The following is an 18,711-nucleotide window of genomic DNA, read 5'->3' on the forward strand; positions in this document are numbered from 1 at the left end:
TAAGTTTTTACATGAAGTAGTCAAAATCTTTCTCTGAACGGACTTTTCTCCGCACCTTAAAAATCTGCACCGGCATAATACCCGGGTCAATTTCTACATAGTTGTGGTCGCCATTCCATAAATAGAAAGCACCACTCAACAAGTCGTGCACCTGAAATGGAGTGTGTTCGTCCATTTCAAACTCTTCCAGAGGAAATCGCACCCAACCGGAGTGCGTATGATGCGGATCGAGGCTAACAACGACCAAAATAATATTACTTAGGTCATCAGTCGTTTTACTGTAGCAAACCAGAGCCTCGTTTTCAATATCATGAAACTTCAGGCTATGCGTATTTTGCAAGGCTTCATTTTCATGCCGAATTTTATTGAGTCTCTTTATAATTTTCCCGAGATTGTTGGGCTTATTGAGATCCCAATTTTTAATTTCATATTTTTCTGAATTGAGGTATTCCTCTTTTCCCGGAAGAGTAGGTGTATTTTCCATTAGCTCGTAGGCCGGACCGTAGATACCATAATTGGAACTTAAAGTAGCTGCCAGTGCAATACGCTGGATAAAGCCGGCACGGTTGGCAACCTGTAAAAACTCCGGTAAAATATCAGGCGTATTGGGCCAAAAATTTGGTCTGAAAAAATCTCGTGCATCCGAATTCACCAACTCTTTACAATACTTGGTAATTTCATATTTTGTATTTCGCCACGTAAAATAGGTGTACGATTGCGTAAATCCCTGCTTCGCCAAGTTATTCATCACTTTGGGGCGGGTAAAAGCTTCGGCCAGAAAAATCACATCCGGGTGTTCCTTTTTGATGTCCTGAATAGCCCATCCCCAAAACTGCATCGATTTTGTGTGGGGATTATCAACCCGAAATATTTTCACCCCTTTCTCAATCCAAAACAAAAAGACGCTTTTCAACTCTTCCCATAAATTTTTCCAATTGTCAGTTTCGAAGTTTAGAGGATAAATGTCCTCATATTTTTTTGGTGGATTTTCGGCATATTGTAAACTACCATCGGGTCGTTGCTTAAACCATTCTGGGTGTTCTTTCACGTAAGGGTGGTCCGGTGAACACTGAAATGCCACATCCATCGCAATATCAATTCCTTCTCCAGCTGCTTCCTGAACCAGGTTTTCAAAGTCGTCCATCGTTCCCAGTTCCGGATGAATCGCTTTATGCCCGCCTTCCTTTCCTCCAATAGCCCAAGGTGATCCAGGCTCTCCTTGCTCGGCGGTAACATTATTGTTTTTCCCTTTTCGGTTGGTTTCACCAATCGGATGAATAGGCGGCAAGTACAGCACATCAAATCCCAAATTGGCTACATAGGGTAAAAAATTAACCACATCATTAAATGTTCCATGCTTTTCATCAAGCCCCAGCGAACGCGGAAAAACCTCGTACCAACTGCTAAAATTTGCTTTGACGCGCTCAACGTTTACTTCAAACTCCTTGGGATATAGCGAAACATGCTTTTTTACCGGATATTGAGTCATAACCTGATAAAGGCGCTGACTTAAAATGACGTCAATTTTGTCCTCTACAGCTTTATCTTTAGTTTGAAAATCCTGAATTACATTTTTCAGAAATTCCTTTTCTTTGGCACTAATTTTTGAATTATTCTGAAGTGCTTCCGCTATAATTTCTGCACCAATTAACAAATCAACGGAATAATCTGTTTGGGCGTCAATCCGTTTCAAAATATCGCGATGCCACGATCTGAAATGGTCAACCCACGCCTGCACCGAATAAGTATACGACCCAAGTTTCGAAACAGTGAATTCTCCTTTCCATCGGTCGTTCAGCAGATGCTCCATTGCCGCAATATGCCATTCCTTTTCTCCCTGAAAACGAAACAAGACTTCAGCACTCAACACATCATGACTATCGCAAAAAATATCAGCACTAACTTCTACCTTGTCGTTTATTACGCGCTTTACAGGAAACGCCCCGCAATCAATTTGCGGTTTTATACTTTCAATAATTACTCGTTGTTGACCATTCATAGTTGCTTAATTTGAATATATTAGAATTGCTTCTTTTGCTACTTTAATTGTTTCGCCCGCTATTATTTTTTGTGGGCTGGTTTCCCCCTTGCCATTCCACTTAATTGAAGTGGAATCGAGAATCTTTTCCATATTACCAGACTGATTAAATGGAACTTCCAATTCTGTATCATTCTGATCAAAATTCATGAATACTAAAATCTGGCGATCGCCCCGCCATCGGTGCAGTGTAAACCCTTTTCCTTTTTCGGTAATCGTTAATTTGTCCTTATCCGGAACTTGCAGTACCGGATGATTTTTCCTCAACTCAATCAGCTTTTTATAATAAGCACACATCGATTGACGCTCCGGTTTTTGCTCGATATCCCAGGAAAGCGTTGACCGTTCAAAAGCCTCTTCTGAAGCCGGATCAAGAGCTTCCCCTTTGTCATCAAAGAAAGTTTTAAACTCTTCTTTCCGACCTTCATTTACCAACCTGTTGAGCTCTTCGTCCAGGTGACTCACGAAATAGTAAAAGGGATTTCGCTCGCCATATTCTTCACCCATAAAAAGCATCGGAACATTTGGAGATACAAACATGCATCCGGCAACAAGCTTGGCCATCTCAAAACTACTAAGCGAAATCAGTCGTTCGCCATGCTTCCGGTTTCCAACCTGATCGTGATTTTGACTGAAAATTACGAACTGCTCACCGCTATTATTTTTTGTTGAATTTCCGTAGGTTTTCTTTCTGTATTTTGAATACTCTCCATCAAAAACAAACGCTTGTTTGATCGCTTTAGACAATTGTTCCGGAGTGCCAAAATCTTCATAATACCCTCTTCTTTCGTTGGTTGCCAATGCGTGTACAGCGTGATGAAAATCGTCTGACCATTGACCGTTTAATCCGTATCCTCCCGCCGAGTAAGGTGAAATATAGCGGACATCATTTAGATTAGACTCGGCAATCAAATAGTAGGGTTTTTGTGTTCGTTGACTTAATTGTTCCAACTTCCCTGCCAATTGTGTCATAATATGCTCAGCACTAAAATCATAAATTGCATGAACAGCATCCAGTCTTAGTCCATCTATATGAAAATCACGACACCACATTAATGCATTTTGTAAAAAATAATTGCGAACCTCATCCGAATTTATGTCATCAAAATTCAACGGTTCTCCCCAAGGTGTAGAATATTTTCCCGAAAAGTAGTCGCCAAAATTCGACACGTAATTTCCTTCTGGTCCAAAATGATTGTAAACCACATCAAGAATTACAGCTATCCCCTTTTGATGGCATGTATTGACTAATTTCATCAGCTCCTTGGCGCCACCATACCCATCATGCACTGCAAATGGATACACCCCATCGTATCCCCAGTTTCGCAAGCCACTGAACTGTGCCACTGGCAGCAGCTCAATCGTATTGATTCCCAGATTCTTGAGATAGTCCAAACGAGTAATAATTCCTTCAAATGTGCCTTCCTGCGAAAATGTTCCTGTATGCAGTTCATACTGAATCATGCAATCAAGAAGAACATTTACCCACTCATCATCAGTCCACTTAAAGTCATGAATATCTATCACTTCCGAAGCTTCGTGCACGCCATCGGGTTGTGAAAGTGAAGCCGGATCCGGGAGACTATTATTACCATCCAGTTCATATCTATAGCGGGTGCCGGCATCAATGTCCGAAACGATTGATGACCAATAGCCAAACTCTTCTTTATTCATGGTAATTTCGAACTTCGGAGATTCAGTCAGAAGCCTTACCGACCGGGCTTTAGGCGCCCATACCGTAAACTTGTAATCGTTGTTTTCCAGACGCGTCGGGAAAATTATTTTTTCTGTCATATTGTGCTATCATTTTGTATTTTAAGATTCTCAAAAGCGAGACCGAAATTGGCTTTCAATAAACGACTGGGATTTTCATCCTAAAATCGGGCAAGTGCCTACCTAAGAGGGAAACGTCCTTCCAAAACCCCAATTCTGCGAATTCACTCTTCATTGATTGTGGCATGATTCTTTATCTGCTTTTCCTGTATTTGGGTTTAATAATCATTTATAAGCTTATTCACCCTATGTATTAATCAATTGATATACCAAGATGAAAAAATACAAATCGCAAGTCTTACCAGGGAAGCCATATCCTCTCGGAGCAACTTATGATGGAAATGGAGTTAACTTTGCCATTTTTAGTGAAAATGCAACCAGTATCAAACTGTGTCTTTTTAATTCGCCTCAGGATGAACAGGAATATGCACAAGTTGATTTTGATGAAGTAACGGACTATGTCTGGCACCTTTATTTGCCTGACATAAAACCTGGTCAGCTATACGGGTACCGCGTTTACGGCAGGTATCAGCCAAAAACCGGCATGCGCTTTAATTCTCAGAAATTATTGATCGACCCTTACGCCAAAGCAATTAGCGGGCGGACTGAAATAGATGATAGCATGTTTGATTATCAGTTTCAATCAGCTCCGAAAAAAGGGCATGCAAAAAAAAGCATTGAAGACAGTTCAGCCAAAATGAATAAAAGTGTGGTGATTGATACCACATTTGACTGGGAGGGTGTGAAAAAGCCTGAAATACCGATGCACAATTCGATCATTTACGAACTACACGTCAAAGGTTTTACCGCCCAACATCCTGATATTCCGAAGGAAGAACGTGGGACTTACAAAGGATTGGCAAACCCCAAGATTATCAACTACTTCAAGGAACTGGGTATTACGGCTATCGAACTCATGCCAATCCATCATTTTGCACACAATAAATTCCTGCTCGATAAAGGGTTGAACAATTATTGGGGGTATAACTCCATTGGATACTTTGCTCCACATAGCGAATATAGTGCGTACGATTCACATGGAGATCAGGTAACTGAATTTAAAGAAATGGTGAAAGCCTACCATCAGGCTGGCATTGAAATAATTCTCGATGTGGTCTACAACCATACTGCTGAAGGAAATCATTTAGGTCCAACATTGGCTTTCAGAGGTATTGATAACGAAAATTATTATCGCCTTGAACCCGAAAACAAATACTACTACACCGACTATACAGGAACCGGAAACACACTGAACATGCTTAGTGCGAGAACCCTGCAATTAGTAATGGATAGTTTGCGTTACTGGGCTAACGACATGCAGGTTGATGGTTTCCGTTTTGATCTGGCATCTACTTTAGCACGTGGACTATACGATGTTGGTAAACTGTCAACCTTTTTAGATACCATTCATCAAGACCCCACTATTTCTCAGCTTAAACTAATTGCCGAGCCATGGGATTTAGGCGAAGGAGGTTATCAGGTTGGAAACTTCCCCGTATTGTGGGCCGAATGGAACGGAAAATACCGCGACTCTGTACGCAAATTCTGGCGAGGAGATGAAAGCCAGGTAAGTGAACTTGCTTTCCGGCTAAGTGGTAGCAGCGACCTATACGAAGACAATGGAAAAATGCCTTCATCCAGCATCAACTTTGTAACGGCACACGATGGATTTACCTTACACGATCTGGTCAGCTACAACAACAAACACAATGATGCAAACCTGGAAGACAGCATGGACGGGGAAGATCACAACCTCAGCTGGAACAGTGGCATTGAAGGAATCACTGATGATAAAGAGGTTATTCAACTTCGGGAACGAAGAAAACGAAGTTTTCTGGGGACTTTGCTATTAAGCCAGGGAGTCCCAATGATTAGTCATGGCGATGAATACGGAAGAACACAATACGGTAACAACAACGTGTACTGCCATGATAACCAACTAACCTGGATGAACTGGGATTGGGATGAAGACCAACAAAAGCTTTTTGAATTCACAAAAAAAATTATCCATATCCGAAACAACCATCCTGTAACACATCGACGTCGTTATTTCAAGAACCGTCGCATCCAGGGTGAAGGAATTAAAGATATTCGTTGGATCAATACGGATGGGATTGACATGAGCCAGGAAGAATGGGATACAAGTTTTATTCGCGGAATGGGTATGCTGCTTAATGGTGAGCTGATGAAAGAAATAGATGAAAATGGGAATGTGCTTGGCGAAGACATTTTACTGATTTTGGTAAACAGCTTCTGGGAGCCTATTTCATTTACACTTCCGCATGAAGGATTGAGCACTGATTGGGAGGTTCTTGTTGACTCCTACCTGGATGATGTTGATCCCAAAAACAACAAAGTATCGAATGTTTTTGAATTGAACGGACGATCCATCGCACTTTTGAAAAATATCAAATAAATAAGTTTAAACACATCTTAACACGAAAATAAAACACTCACAAACAGAACATTACACTACAAAGAAAGTACTTTCTATTTTATTCTGAATTACCGATTTCCTAAACCTGACCGAGATAAGGCTTTTTTCCGGTTGTTATTCCTAATTTTGATCTTTCAATAAATGGGGGATTCAGGAAATGGAAAACAGCAATTATAATTTCAAGCCACTTGAAGGATACGAGAATTTTGAAGCAACGACTCAGATTATCATTGCCGAAATTCTGCGTCGCAATCTTCCTTTTGAGATTATTGATGCCGATAACAACCTCATCGCGGTAAAGTACAACAACAAAGAATACATTATCCACGAGGGAACCATTTCCGATGCCAACAGCCTGATTGCTTACTGGATTTCGAACGACAAATGGATGAGTCGTCAGTTTTTAAAAAGGAAAGGAATTCGACAGGCCTCCGGAATTTTGTTGGCCAGAAATTATCAACCGGAACAATTAAATTCAATTAATTTCCCAGCAGTAGTGAAACCTGCCGATACCGATCATGGCATTGCTGTCAGCACGAATATTCAAAATCGTGAAGATTTGCAACTGGCCATCAGCGCCGCTTTTTCGCATTCTGAAAAAGTCATTGTTGAAGAATATTTTAAAGGGCAGGAGTATCGCTTTTTAGTCATTGATGAAAAAGTTCGGGCCATTGCCTATCGTGTTCCGGCCAATGTAACCGGCGATGGGCAATCCACCATCAAACAATTGATTGATCAAAAAAACAAAGGCCGGGGAACCGATTACCGCCATCCATTGTTAAAGATTACGATTGACGAGGAAGTATACAGGCATTTAAAAGCCTTATCGCTAACACCCCAAAGTATCTTGAAAGATGGAGAGAAAATCTATTTAAGAAATAACTCCAATTTGAGCACAGGGGGCGACAGCATTGATGTGACTGACGACATGCCTGACTTTTACAAAGACGTGGCAGTAAAATCAGCTCAAGCTGCAGGCTTGAACATTGCCGGTATCGACATTATTATCGGTGATATGACGAAAACTCCTTCAACCAAGAATTATATTGTGGTAGAACTAAATGCTCCAGCCATGTTATCAATGCACGATTTTCCCTATCAGGGAAAAAACAGACAGGTAGAGAAATATGTATTAGACAGTATTTTGAATTCAAAATAGATAAAATAAAAGTCGCAAGATTGATCGGGTTCTGATAAGAACAATCAACCGAACGCAAGCAAAGCACTTGTTAGATGACAGAAACAGAACGTAACATAGCAATATTGCACAAATCGCAATTAGTTGAGTACTTTGAAAGAGGAAACAAAAAACCTCAGGATTGGGGTATTGGCACCGAGCACGAGAAATTCCTTTTTCAAATCGGTGATTTTAAACGACTAACCTACAATTCGGAAACAGGTATCCGTACCATTTTGGAGCACATGCAGCAAAATGACTGGCAGCCCATTATGGAACAAGAACACCTGATTGGGTTGCGCAAAAATGGTGCCTCAATCACCCTCGAACCAGGCGGTCAGTTCGAATTATCGGGTCGAAATTTTAAAACCATACACCACACCTATATTGAAACGAAGAAGCATTTTGAGGAACTGAAAGTAATTTGTCAAAAACTCAATTTTTTCAGTTTGCCGATGGGAATTGATCCCATAACCAAGCTGGAGGATATGCCATGGATGCCCAAGGAACGCTACAAAATCATGCGTAACTACATGCCAACCAAAGGGAATTTAGGCTTACAAATGATGACCAATACGGCCACAATTCAAGTTAACCTCGATTATGACAGTGAAAAAGATATGGTTGTAAAAATGCGCATTGCGCAAGCCCTGCAACCAATTGTTTCCGCCATTTTTGCGAATTCACCATTCTCGGCGGGCAAACCCAATGGTTACCTCAGCTACCGTTCCAAAATATGGAACGACACCGATCCGGATCGTTGCGGATTCTTGCCTTTTCTTTTCGATGAAGGATTTGGATTTGAACGCTGGGTTGATTATTTGCTGGATATCCCCATGTATTTCATTTATCGTGATGGGAAATACATCTCTGCCAATGGCATCACCTTCCGCGAATTTATGGGCGGAAAGCATGGCCTATCGCCAACATTGGAAGATTGGGAAACACACACGTCAACGGCTTTTCCGGATGTTCGATTAAAACAATTTATCGAAATGCGTGGAGCCGATGCGAGCTGCGCCACACATATCGCCTCACTTTCGGCTCTTTGGGTCGGATTACTTTACGATGGACAAAGTCGCGACGAAGCCTATAAAATGATCTCAGACTGGGATATTGAAACGATTCAGGCTGTAAGAAGTCAGGTGCCAAAACGAGGACTAAAAGCAGCATCAGGAAATATTAATGTTGGCGAAGTAGCCAAAAAGCTATATCAAATTGCTGTAGACGGACTAATCCGTCGATCGGTAATATGCAATTCAGAAGATGAAGCTCAATATCTTGAGCCGGTTCGAAAAATTACAGCAAGTGGAATTACTCAGGCTGAAAGGTTGTTGGATCGCTACCACAACAAATATAATAGTAACTTAACCGCGCTCCTGGATGATTGGCAGATGTTGCAATTGCAAAGTTGTCCAAACGAATAAAAAGTAAAACGACACGTATATTCATGTTCTCGAAACTGAAATTTTTACTAAACTACACACATAAATATCGCTGGTGGTACACCGGAGGATTGTTTTTCTTGACTCTCACAGTTTGGGTATCGGTTACTATTCCCGAATTCATCCAACAAAGTATCGACCTGATTGAGAAGGGACGCATAGGCAACGAATCGGAATTCCACAAAAATGTACTAATAATTGTGGGACTTGCATTAATACTGATACTCGTGAGAACCTTTTCGCGAATCCTTATTTTTATTCCGGCGCGCCTTATTGAAAAACAGCTTAAAGGTGAGATGTTTAAAAAGCTGTCCTCGTTTGGAAAAGATTATTACGATTTAAATTCAACCGGAAATATTATCTCCCGAATCAATAACGACATCAACGGCGTGCGCATGATTACCGGATTTGGTATTCTGCAAATCGGGAATATCATCCTTTCCCTTTCGCTCACGCCATACAAAATGTGGAAACTATCGCCCGAACTAACCTTGCTATGCGTTATTCCAATGATCGTTGTCTTTATCGTTGTTCGCGTTGGGATGGCAATTATGGTTAAAAACACCCGGGCACAAATGAATATTCTCCAGAAGTTATCGGGCAAAACAATCTCCTTTTTATCAGGAAACAGTGTCATTAAAAGTTACAACATCTACCCATGGGCCGAAGAAGAAGTCCACAAAGAAAGTGTTTCGCTGTATAAAAGAACACTTAAAATCAGCTGGATTCGCTCATTCATTATGCCACTGCTCGTGAACCTTGGACAAATCCTGAAGATCGTTGTGCTTTTTGTAGGCGGAATGTATGTCATCGATGGAAAATTTACGATTGGAGAGCTGACTGCTTATATGGCATACGCAGCCCTTTTAAGTCATCCAATTATGGGATTGGGCTGGGTACTTACCGTATTTCAGCAAGGTTTTGTTGGTATTAGCAGCTTGCAAACTATTTTAAACCGCGAGGGAACCGACGATCATAAAAAAGCCCTGCCAGCACAAGCAAAAGACCAACTTTTCAGTGAAGGCATCCGGGTAAAAAATCTCAGCTTCACCTACCACAACGGGGACAAACCCGTTTTGAAAGATATTTCATTTTCGATAAAACCGGGACAGGTTGTTGGCATCACCGGACAAGTTGGTTCGGGTAAAACAACTTTGATTAACTGCCTCAATGGTTATCTGCGTCCTGAGAAAGGAATGATTTATCTGGACAAGCAAGATACGGCTGATTTGCGGAGTGAAGATATTCGATCGGTCGTTCGAACGGTAACACAAGAGGTATTCCTGTTTTCCGATACGATTGAAAGCAATATTATTTTTGGCGCAGAAAAATCGCCTGTAAAGAATGAATTTGATGATGTGATTTATAAAAGTGCCTTTTATGATGATTTACATCGACTGACCAAGCAAGAAAAAACATTGGTTGGCGAGAAAGGCATCATGCTTTCGGGCGGACAGAAACAACGGATTAGTCTGGCTCGCGCACTCTACACTCCTTGCGATTTGCTCATTCTTGATGATGTATTTTCGGCCGTAGATACGGACACCGAACGATTTCTGATCAAGCAGATTTTCGATCATCATCCGGCAAAGAGCCTGTTAGTTATTTCGAACCGGATAAGCGTACTCGAAAAAACCGACTTCACAATTGTTCTGGAAGAAGGGCGAATGGCAGCCAAAGGCAATCACCAGGAGTTACTTCAAACATCAGATTTTTACCGGGAGATTTTAACCCTGCAACAAGAAAATTAAGAACTGAAGGCAAAAGAAATGTTTAAGGCAACAATAAATAAGATATCGAATACTAACGATTGGAAACTACTCCGGAAGTTTGCTGGATTTTTTGTGCCACACAAAAAGTGGTTCTTTTTGAGCATTGCTTCAATTCCGATTACAACCGTTGCCGGTATTTTATTTCTTTGGCTGGTTGAAAATATTGTGGATAATTATATTGTGCCAGGTAATGTTGATGGGCTAACAACGCAAATTATTTTACTGGCAGTGGTACTGCTCGTCAATTTATTATTTGATGGTTTTTACAGTTATTCCTTCTCCAAAGCCGGAGGATTGGCCATTGTCGACCTTCGCAAAAGGTTATTTGGGAAATCGTTGCGATTCCCGTTGAGCTACTTCGACAAAAACCCTATCGGCGTAACCTTATCGCGGCTGACCAGCGACATGGAATCTATTCAGGAGTCGTTTGCTGCCGGAATTTTGGGACTGCTGGCCGACAGTATTAAGACGCTGGCATTAGTCAGTTACCTGTTTTATCTGAATTGGAGACTAACCTTGGTTTTACTCCTGGTCGTTCCTCTGATTATTCTGGTCATGCGGTATCTTCGGAAAAAGATCCGCCAAGCCTACAATACTTCCCGCAGCAGCCTGGCCAAATCGGCAGCTTATTTACAGGAATCACTCAATGGTATGAAAACCATTCAGCTTTATGCTGCCGAAGATGAAGTACTCGAAAAATATAACGACCTGAACAAGCAGTATTGCGATGCCCAAAACAGTTCAAACGTATACGATTCAGCACTCTATTCAATTGTTGAAGGAATTACCTCCTTGGCGACAGCGTTGGTAATTTGGTACGGTGCCATCCAAATTTGGGATTATGGATTTACAATGGGGGTACTCATTGTTTTCGTCACAACACTGGAACGTCTTTTTATTCCGGTCAGGCAGTTTGCACAGCAAATTTCCACCATTCAACGTGCCTTGTCGGCGCTGGAACATATCAGCGAGTTATTTAAACAAAGAGTTGAAGCACCCGAAGAAGTTGCAACCAATCAACCAATTGAGCCACTCGAGCTAAAAGAAATTGAATTTAAAAACGTCTTTTTCCGGTACAATGAAGATTCGCCCGATGTGTTGAAAAATGTTTCGTTTAAACTTAAGAAAGGTGATCGTATGGCGTTGGTGGGCACAACCGGATCGGGCAAGTCGACCATCATCAAACTACTAACCAAAACCTACACCGGCTACCGCGGATCGATAAAAATTAATGGCAGCGAACTCACCGGCATCCCATTAGCACAGGTTCGCGAAACAATATCGGTCATGCAACAAGATATTTTCATGTTCAATAACTCGGTTGAATTTAATATTTCCTTGGGTCGAAAATTCATAAGTCGAAGCGATGTGGAGCAAGCAGCATCTTTTGTTTTTGCCAATCACTTCGTCAACCAGCTTCCGGGAGGGTATGACTTCATCATTCAAGATAATGGTGACAACCTTTCAAAAGGTCAGGCACAACTTATTTCATTTGCCCGGGCAATTAGCGGCAACAGCGAACTAATCATCCTGGATGAAGCAACCAGTGCTGTAGATTCAGTTACTGAACAATACATCCAACAAGCCATAGCTAATATTTTCTCGATGAAAACAGTAATTGCCGTGGCTCACCGACTGAGTACAATTAAAAACTCAGACTTGATTTTGGTTCTGGAAGACGGAAAAATTATTGAACGGGGAAATCATACTGAGCTAATTCAACACGGAGGGAAATATGCACAACTGCTTCATCAACTGGCCGAAGAAAATCAACAAGAGTAGTAAAAGCTAAACGAAGAAAATGGCGACTCCGATTACTGTAATCACGGCACCAATAATTTCCTTCCAGTTTACTTTCTCTTTAAAAATAAGAATGGCCGGAGGAATAATTAAAACCGGAACAATTGCCATAATCGTTGCCGCAATTCCGGCCTTTGTATTTTGAATGGCAATTAGTGAAAAGGAAACTCCTAAGAATGGCCCAAAGAAAGAACCCAGCGTAATGCGTTTCATCGCTGAGATATTTTTCAAAGCCGCCCATACCCGATGATAACGTTTCAATACCAACAACAAGATCGCAAAGCCAACAATTCCACTCATCACCCGAATTTGAGAAGCCGCAAAAGCATCGTAATCTCCCATCCCCTTTTTGCTCATTACTAATCCGGTTGCCTGACCAAGCGCGCCTCCCAACGCCAACAAAATACCGGGGACTGAATACGCTGAAGTTAACCGTTTTCGTATTTTTTTCTCTCCATTTAAAGGACCAGCCTCCCGTTTCAAAATGACCATGCTAATTCCACATAAGGTAATTGCCATGCCAATCCAATTCGAAAGTGAAAGAACTTCGTCTAATACAAAATAGGAGATAAACGCGGTGAAAGGCGGAGTCATGGCCATCATTAGCATTGAAATACGGGCGCCAATAACCACAAAGGCTTGAAACAACAGCAAGTCGCCAATTACAAACCCGACAATGCCCGAAGCAACCAACCAAAACCACTGATAGGCGTTCGCATCAAAAGGAAACCACATTCCACGTGTTACCTGTGTGTAGGCCGAATAAATAAAGAATGCGATAACCAATCGGATCAGATTTACAGCCAAAGAGCCTACTTTTTTACCGGCTGACTCAAATGCCATACTGGTTACCGTCCAAAACACAGCGGTGAGCAAAGCCGCTATTTCACCCCAATAAGCCTGCATTACAACAAAATCTCCTTCATACTTAAACCTTAACTCTGATTTTTAGATACCCATCGAAAGGCGGCTAATTTAAATAAATAATCAGACTTACAGGCATATAAAATTCAGGTTTTAAAAAGGATGTCTCGCTTTCGATCTTTCAACAATATGCCATCGTAGTTATAAAAGATTAAGGTCTTCTAAGGTTGAAGCAAAATCATTCAGGAGGCCTGTTTTTGGTGTAAAAGTTACCTTTTGCCATTTTTCAATGCAAAACACACAAATTACTAAAAAACATTGCTTTAATTAGCACGATTAAATATGAAGCAAGATCTTCATTTTTGTTACTCATGAATGAAAGACCGTCTAACCAACGGTCTTTCTATTTTATGATTCCCGATAAGTCAATTCGTTTTTATTCTAAAAATAACAAGTTGGGGTTTTTAATTCAGATCTAGAATTAGCGTACCCCAAGCTCATTACTACATTTTAAAAATCGGTTATAAAATTATGGAATAAGAATGAATGCTTCCTTTATTCTTCGAACTGAATAACTTCTACCGGACACTCTTCTGCTGCTTCTTTAATGCAATCTTCGTTAGCTGCATAGTCAGCTCCCTCTTTAACAATAGCCTCATCGGGCATTTCAAATACATCGGGGCACGAACTTTCACACAATCCACACGACGTACAACCTTCTTCAATCCAAACTTTTGTAATTGCCATAACAATAAATTTTAGTTATAATTAATTTTAATTTTCTATTTAATTAGTACTTTATTTTTCAACGAGAGAAGCTTTAATTTGTTTTAAAACAATTCAACTTTCAGCGTTTCAAACAAAAAAGCCAGTGTCTTTCAACACTGGCTTCCGCTCATTTTTGGCAAAATGTGCCATTGCTTTTCAGCAACGCCTATTTATAAGAGGTTTTGGTCTAAACTTATTTTTCAAATATTTTGCTTTGCTCATGCACTCCACTTATTGAGCGTCCTGATGGATCAACATTGTCCTTGAAAGATTCATCCCACGCCAAAGCTTCGGCTGTACTACACGCAATTGATGGTACCGATGGCACGCATGAAGCAGCGGCATCAGAGGGGAAGTGCTCCTCAAAAATGGTACGATACAAATACTCTTCTTTCGATCTCGGTGTATTTACCGTAAAACGGAAATTAGCATTTTCCATCATCTCATCCGAGATTTTATCTTTAGCAATTTGCTTCAGCGTATCAATCCATCCATAACCAACGCCGTCTGAGAATTGTTCCTTTTGTCTCCAGGCAACGCTTGCAGGTAAAATATCTTCGAATGCTTTACGAACAACCCATTTTTCCATCTTTTCTTTGCTAGCCATTTTTGCCTGAGGATTCATGCGCATGGCCACGTCAATAAACTCTTTATCCAGGAATGGAACACGACCTTCAACTCCCCAAGCTGCCAACGACTTATTGGCACGCAAGCAATCGTACAAATTCAGTTTGCTTAGTTTGCGCAGTGTTTCCTTGTGAAACTCTTCGGCATTTGGTGCTTTATGGAAATACAGGTAACCACCAAAGATCTCATCAGCACCTTCACCGGTCAGAACCATTTTGATCCCCATGGATTTGATGACACGAGCCAACATATACATCGGAGTAGCAGCCCGTATTGTAGTTACATCGTAAGTCTCAATGTGGTAAATTACGTCGCGAATTGCATCAAGTCCTTCCTGTATGGTATAATTTATCTCATGATGAATTGTTCCAATATGGTCAGCTACTTTACGCGCTGCAGCCAGGTCAGGAGATCCATCTAATCCAATTACAAAGGAGTGCAACTGTGGCCACCAGGCGTCTTTCTCATCCCCAGCCTCAACCCTTTTGCCTGAGAATTTTTTAGCTAAAGCAGAAGTAACAGAAGAATCTAAGCCACCGGAAAGCAAAACACCATAGGGCACATCCGACATCAATTGACGATGTACTGCTTTTTCCATCGCCTCCTTCAATTCTTCGATACTGGCTTCATTATCTTTTACATTTTCGTAATCCATCCAATCGCGGGTCCACCATGTTTTAACTTCGCCATCTTTACTATATAAATAGCTGGCAGGAGGAAATTCCTCAATCTTGGTGCAAACACCTTCCAATGATTTTAACTCGGATCCAACGTAGAAGTTTCCGCTTTTGTCCCATCCCATGTACAATGGAATAATGCCAATATGGTCGCGACCGATCAGGTAAGTATCATTTTCAACATCATAAAGGGCAAATGCAAAGATTCCGCTTAAGTCGTCCAGAAAATCAATTCCTTTTTCCTGATAGAGCGCCAAAATTACTTCGCAGTCCGACCCTGTTTGGTATTCATATTTATCTTTGGTTTGTTCACGAATTTCCTGATGATTGTAGATTTCACCATTAACTCCTAAAATCAGCTTTTTATCTTTACTATATAATGGCTGACCTCCCGATTCAGGGTCAACAATTGATAATCGTTCGTGAGCAATGATTGCTTTGTCGCCACAATAAATCCCAGACCAGTCTGGCCCGCGATGTCTAATTTTTTTTGATTGTTCTAAAACCTGAGGCCGCAATTGCTGGGCATCTGTCTTCAAATCAAATACACCTACTATTCCACACATAATGCCAAAATTTTAAATCTAATTTCTTATAATACCTTTAAACAACCTGACAAAAATAAGCTTTTTGATTAAACACAAAAACATATTCTGACATTTTTCTACAAATACTGAAGTTATATTATCATACAGTGATAAAAACCAACGCTTTGATTTCTATTTGAAATAGATTAAAAACCACACCACCCCTAAAAAGAGGCAACTCCTATTCGAGAAAGAAATCTTTTTAGAAAAACACCCCCACTTTTCGACACCCTTCATTGAAAAAGACAACCTTTTATAGGAACTTCGCGAATACCCGTAATTTTTACAACTGCAACAAAAAAAGCAGCTTTTTCAAGCTGCTTTCTATATTTAGGGTTGAAATGTACATTAAACATTAAACCTGAAATGCATAACATCTCCATCCTGAACCACATATTCTTTCCCTTCTACGGACATCTTCCCGGCTTCTTTACACGCTTGCTCTGATCCGAGCGTTGTAAAGTCGTTGTATTTTATAACCTCGGCACGAATAAAACCTTTTTCGAAATCAGTATGAATAACTCCGGCAGCCTGAGGGGCTTTAAAGCCTTTTTTATAAGTCCAGGCCCGCACTTCTTTCACTCCAGCGGTAAAATAAGTTTCCAACTCCAGCAACTTATAGGCCGTCTTAATTAATTTATTAACACCCGATTCTGCAAGGCCAAGATCATCTAAAAACATTTTCCGCTCTTCAAAATCTTCTAACTCTGCAATGTCAGCTTCTGTCGCTGCTGCAATCATCAACATCTCAGCATTTTCATCCTTAATCGCTTCTTTCACTGCCTCAACATAGGCATTTCCAGTGGTTACCGAAGCCTCATCAATATTACAGATATAAAGAATGGGCTTGTTAGTCAATAGCTGAAGATCCTTTGCAATTTTTAAATCATTTTCATCCAGCTCAACCGTGCGGGCAGACTTTCCCTGATTCAAAGCCTCTTTATACAAGGAAAGAACTTTAAACAACCTTTTGGCATCAGGATCGTTTCCGGTGCGGGCTTGTTTTTCAACCTTTGCCAAACGACTTTCAACAGTTTCCAGGTCTTTCAGCTGAAGCTCAATATCAATTGTTTCCTTATCACGAACCGGATCAATGGTGGTATCAACATGTGTGATATTTTCATTCTCGAAGCAACGCAATACATGAATAATTGCGTCAGTCTCCCGAATGTTTCCCAGAAATTTATTTCCCAGTCCTTCGCCTTTGCTGGCTCCACGAACCAATCCGGCAATATCAACAATCTCCACTGTTGTAGGCACTACCCGCTCGGGATTTACCAATTCTTCCAGTTTAATCAAACGATCATCGGGGACAGTAATTACTCCAACATTCGGTTCAATGGTGCAAAACGGAAAGTTTGCCGACTGAGCCTTTGCATTCGATAAACAATTAAACAAGGTTGACTTACCAACATTTGGAAGTCCTACAATTCCACACTTTAAAGCCATTCTATTCTCTTCTTAAAAATTGAGGGGCAAAGTTAATCCTTTTTGACTATTTTTGAACACCGATTCTATTCTGAGAATAATAAATTAACAAAACAAAAAATCGCAACAAATTACTATTAATAACAGGCTGATTGAAGTGCCTAAACGCAACGTTAAAAATCGTTAAGGAGATTAAACCATTGCAAGATTAATTGATCTATCGACTAAACCCTTTCGGATAATTTCATGAAAAGCGACCAGCAACTCATTCTCGAGCTAAAACAAGAAAAGACAAAACAAGCAGCTTTTCGATCTTTAGTATCGACCTATAAAGAACGGTTGTACTGGCACATTCGCAAAATCGTAATTAGTCATGATGATACTGACGATGTTTTGCAGAATACTTTTATTAAGGTGTGGCGCAACATCGACAATTTCAGAGAGGAATCCGGATTGTTTACCTGGCTGTACCGAATTGCGACGAATGAATCTCTAACTTTTTTAAACCAGAAAAAGAAGAAAACCTTTGTCGGCAATGAAGAGTCCAACGACTATATTCTGGAAAATCTACAGACTGATCCATATATTGATGGTGATGAAATTCAGTATCGGTTGCAGAAAGCAATAGCACAGCTGCCAGACAAACAGCGTTTGGTTTTCAATATGCGTTACTTTGATGATATTAAGTATCAGGACATGGAGAAAATTCTTGAAACGTCAGAAGGAGCACTTAAGGCTTCGTATCATCATGCGGTTAAGAAAATTGAAGAATACTTTAAATCAGAAGAATAACATGGCATTTTTAGCGTAATGATTAAACTTTTCTAAATATAAAAAGTCAAAGTGAGTGATGAGAAAGAATACTGACATATGGGACGAATTACAAAATAAACCTTCGAAACCACCTTTTAAGGTTCCCGAAGGCTATTTTGACACCTTAGACGATCGAATTGAATCCCGGATTGAAGAAGAATTTCAACCTGTATCGCAAAAAGGAAAAGTAATTCGAATGCTTAAACCATTGCTGGGGATGGCTGCAAGTTTTGCACTTGTTTTTCTGTTGGTCTATTATCCACTAAGTGTTTATTTGCCCGACTATCTGGCAAAAAGCACAGAAAACTCCGAAATAAATTCGGAAATCGCATCTGAAGAAGATCTTCTGTTTTCTTACTTTTCGATCACTTCAAACTCTGTTTATGATCTATTTGCCAATGATGAAATTGCGACGGAAGAAGAAATTAGTTCGGACGAAATGTTGGATTATTTGACACTTTCGATGAATGAGGCCGAGATTTATGCCGAATTAAAATAAAAAAAA

The 18,711-nt window shown here is 40.5% G+C and carries 13 protein-coding genes; 7 read left to right on the plus strand and 6 right to left on the minus strand.

The annotated features are described in order from the left end of the window. Nucleotides 1-7: 7 nt before the first annotated feature. Entirely contained in the window at nucleotides 8-1,999 is a 1,992-nt protein-coding gene (locus ACTB00_RS03405; RefSeq protein ID WP_463298542.1) for an alpha-1,4-glucan--maltose-1-phosphate maltosyltransferase, read from the minus strand. Between the two features lie 6 nt (nucleotides 2,000-2,005). Continuing rightward, the gene (treZ, locus tag ACTB00_RS03410) at nucleotides 2,006-3,832 is read right to left on the minus strand and encodes a malto-oligosyltrehalose trehalohydrolase (RefSeq protein ID WP_463298543.1); all 1,827 of its coding nucleotides are present in this window, start codon (nucleotides 3,830-3,832) and stop codon (nucleotides 2,006-2,008) included. A 253-nt stretch (nucleotides 3,833-4,085) separates the two neighbouring features. On the opposite strand from treZ, the gene glgX reads away from it, so the two are divergent. From glgX to ACTB00_RS03435, 5 genes are all read left to right on the plus strand, one after another. Continuing rightward, entirely contained in the window at nucleotides 4,086-6,227 is a 2,142-nt protein-coding gene (gene glgX, locus ACTB00_RS03415; RefSeq protein ID WP_463298544.1) for a glycogen debranching protein GlgX, read from the plus strand. Nucleotides 6,228-6,405: 178 nt separating this feature from the next. After that, entirely contained in the window at nucleotides 6,406-7,407 is a 1,002-nt protein-coding gene (locus tag ACTB00_RS03420) for a glutamate ligase (protein WP_463298545.1), read from the plus strand. Nucleotides 7,408-7,481: 74 nt separating this feature from the next. Further along, a complete protein-coding gene (locus ACTB00_RS03425) occupies nucleotides 7,482-8,852 on the plus strand; it encodes a glutamate--cysteine ligase (protein ID WP_463298546.1) in 1,371 nt (456 codons plus the stop codon). Between the two features lie 23 nt (nucleotides 8,853-8,875). Then, nucleotides 8,876-10,621, plus strand: a complete 1,746-nt coding sequence (locus ACTB00_RS03430) for an ABC transporter ATP-binding protein (protein ID WP_463298547.1) — start codon at nucleotides 8,876-8,878, stop codon at nucleotides 10,619-10,621. A gap of 18 nt (nucleotides 10,622-10,639) precedes the next feature. Then, on the plus strand, nucleotides 10,640-12,424 hold the full coding sequence (locus tag ACTB00_RS03435; protein WP_463298548.1) for an ABC transporter ATP-binding protein: 1,785 nt from the start codon (nucleotides 10,640-10,642) through the stop codon (nucleotides 12,422-12,424). 6 nt (nucleotides 12,425-12,430) lie between these two features. Here the strand turns inward: ACTB00_RS03435 and ACTB00_RS03440 are convergent, their stop codons facing one another. The 4 genes from ACTB00_RS03440 to ychF all read right to left on the minus strand — a co-directional run bounded on the left by ACTB00_RS03440 (nucleotide 12,431) and on the right by ychF (nucleotide 17,414). After that, nucleotides 12,431-13,348, minus strand: coding sequence for a DMT family transporter (locus tag ACTB00_RS03440; protein ID WP_463298549.1), 918 nt, complete (start codon nucleotides 13,346-13,348; stop codon nucleotides 12,431-12,433). A gap of 513 nt (nucleotides 13,349-13,861) precedes the next feature. After that, nucleotides 13,862-14,053, minus strand: coding sequence for a ferredoxin (locus ACTB00_RS03445; RefSeq protein ID WP_159522703.1), 192 nt, complete (start codon nucleotides 14,051-14,053; stop codon nucleotides 13,862-13,864). Nucleotides 14,054-14,267: 214 nt separating this feature from the next. Further along, nucleotides 14,268-15,944 carry an asparagine synthase B gene (asnB, locus tag ACTB00_RS03450; protein ID WP_463298550.1) on the minus strand — a complete coding sequence of 559 codons (1,677 nt, stop codon included), beginning with the start codon at nucleotides 15,942-15,944 and terminating at the stop codon, nucleotides 14,268-14,270. Between the two features lie 369 nt (nucleotides 15,945-16,313). Further along, nucleotides 16,314-17,414: a redox-regulated ATPase YchF gene (gene ychF / locus ACTB00_RS03455; protein ID WP_463298551.1), complete on the minus strand. Its 1,101-nt coding sequence runs from the start codon at nucleotides 17,412-17,414 to the stop codon at nucleotides 16,314-16,316. Between the two features lie 225 nt (nucleotides 17,415-17,639). Here ychF and ACTB00_RS03460 point away from each other — a divergent pair, with 225 nt between their 5' ends. Continuing rightward, nucleotides 17,640-18,185 carry an RNA polymerase sigma factor gene (locus tag ACTB00_RS03460; protein ID WP_463298552.1) on the plus strand — a complete coding sequence of 182 codons (546 nt, stop codon included), beginning with the start codon at nucleotides 17,640-17,642 and terminating at the stop codon, nucleotides 18,183-18,185. Nucleotides 18,186-18,243: 58 nt separating this feature from the next. Next, nucleotides 18,244-18,705 carry a hypothetical protein gene (locus ACTB00_RS03465; RefSeq protein WP_463298553.1) on the plus strand — a complete coding sequence of 154 codons (462 nt, stop codon included), beginning with the start codon at nucleotides 18,244-18,246 and terminating at the stop codon, nucleotides 18,703-18,705. Nucleotides 18,706-18,711 lie beyond the last annotated feature (6 nt).

Source organism: Sunxiuqinia sp. (assembly GCF_055140945.1).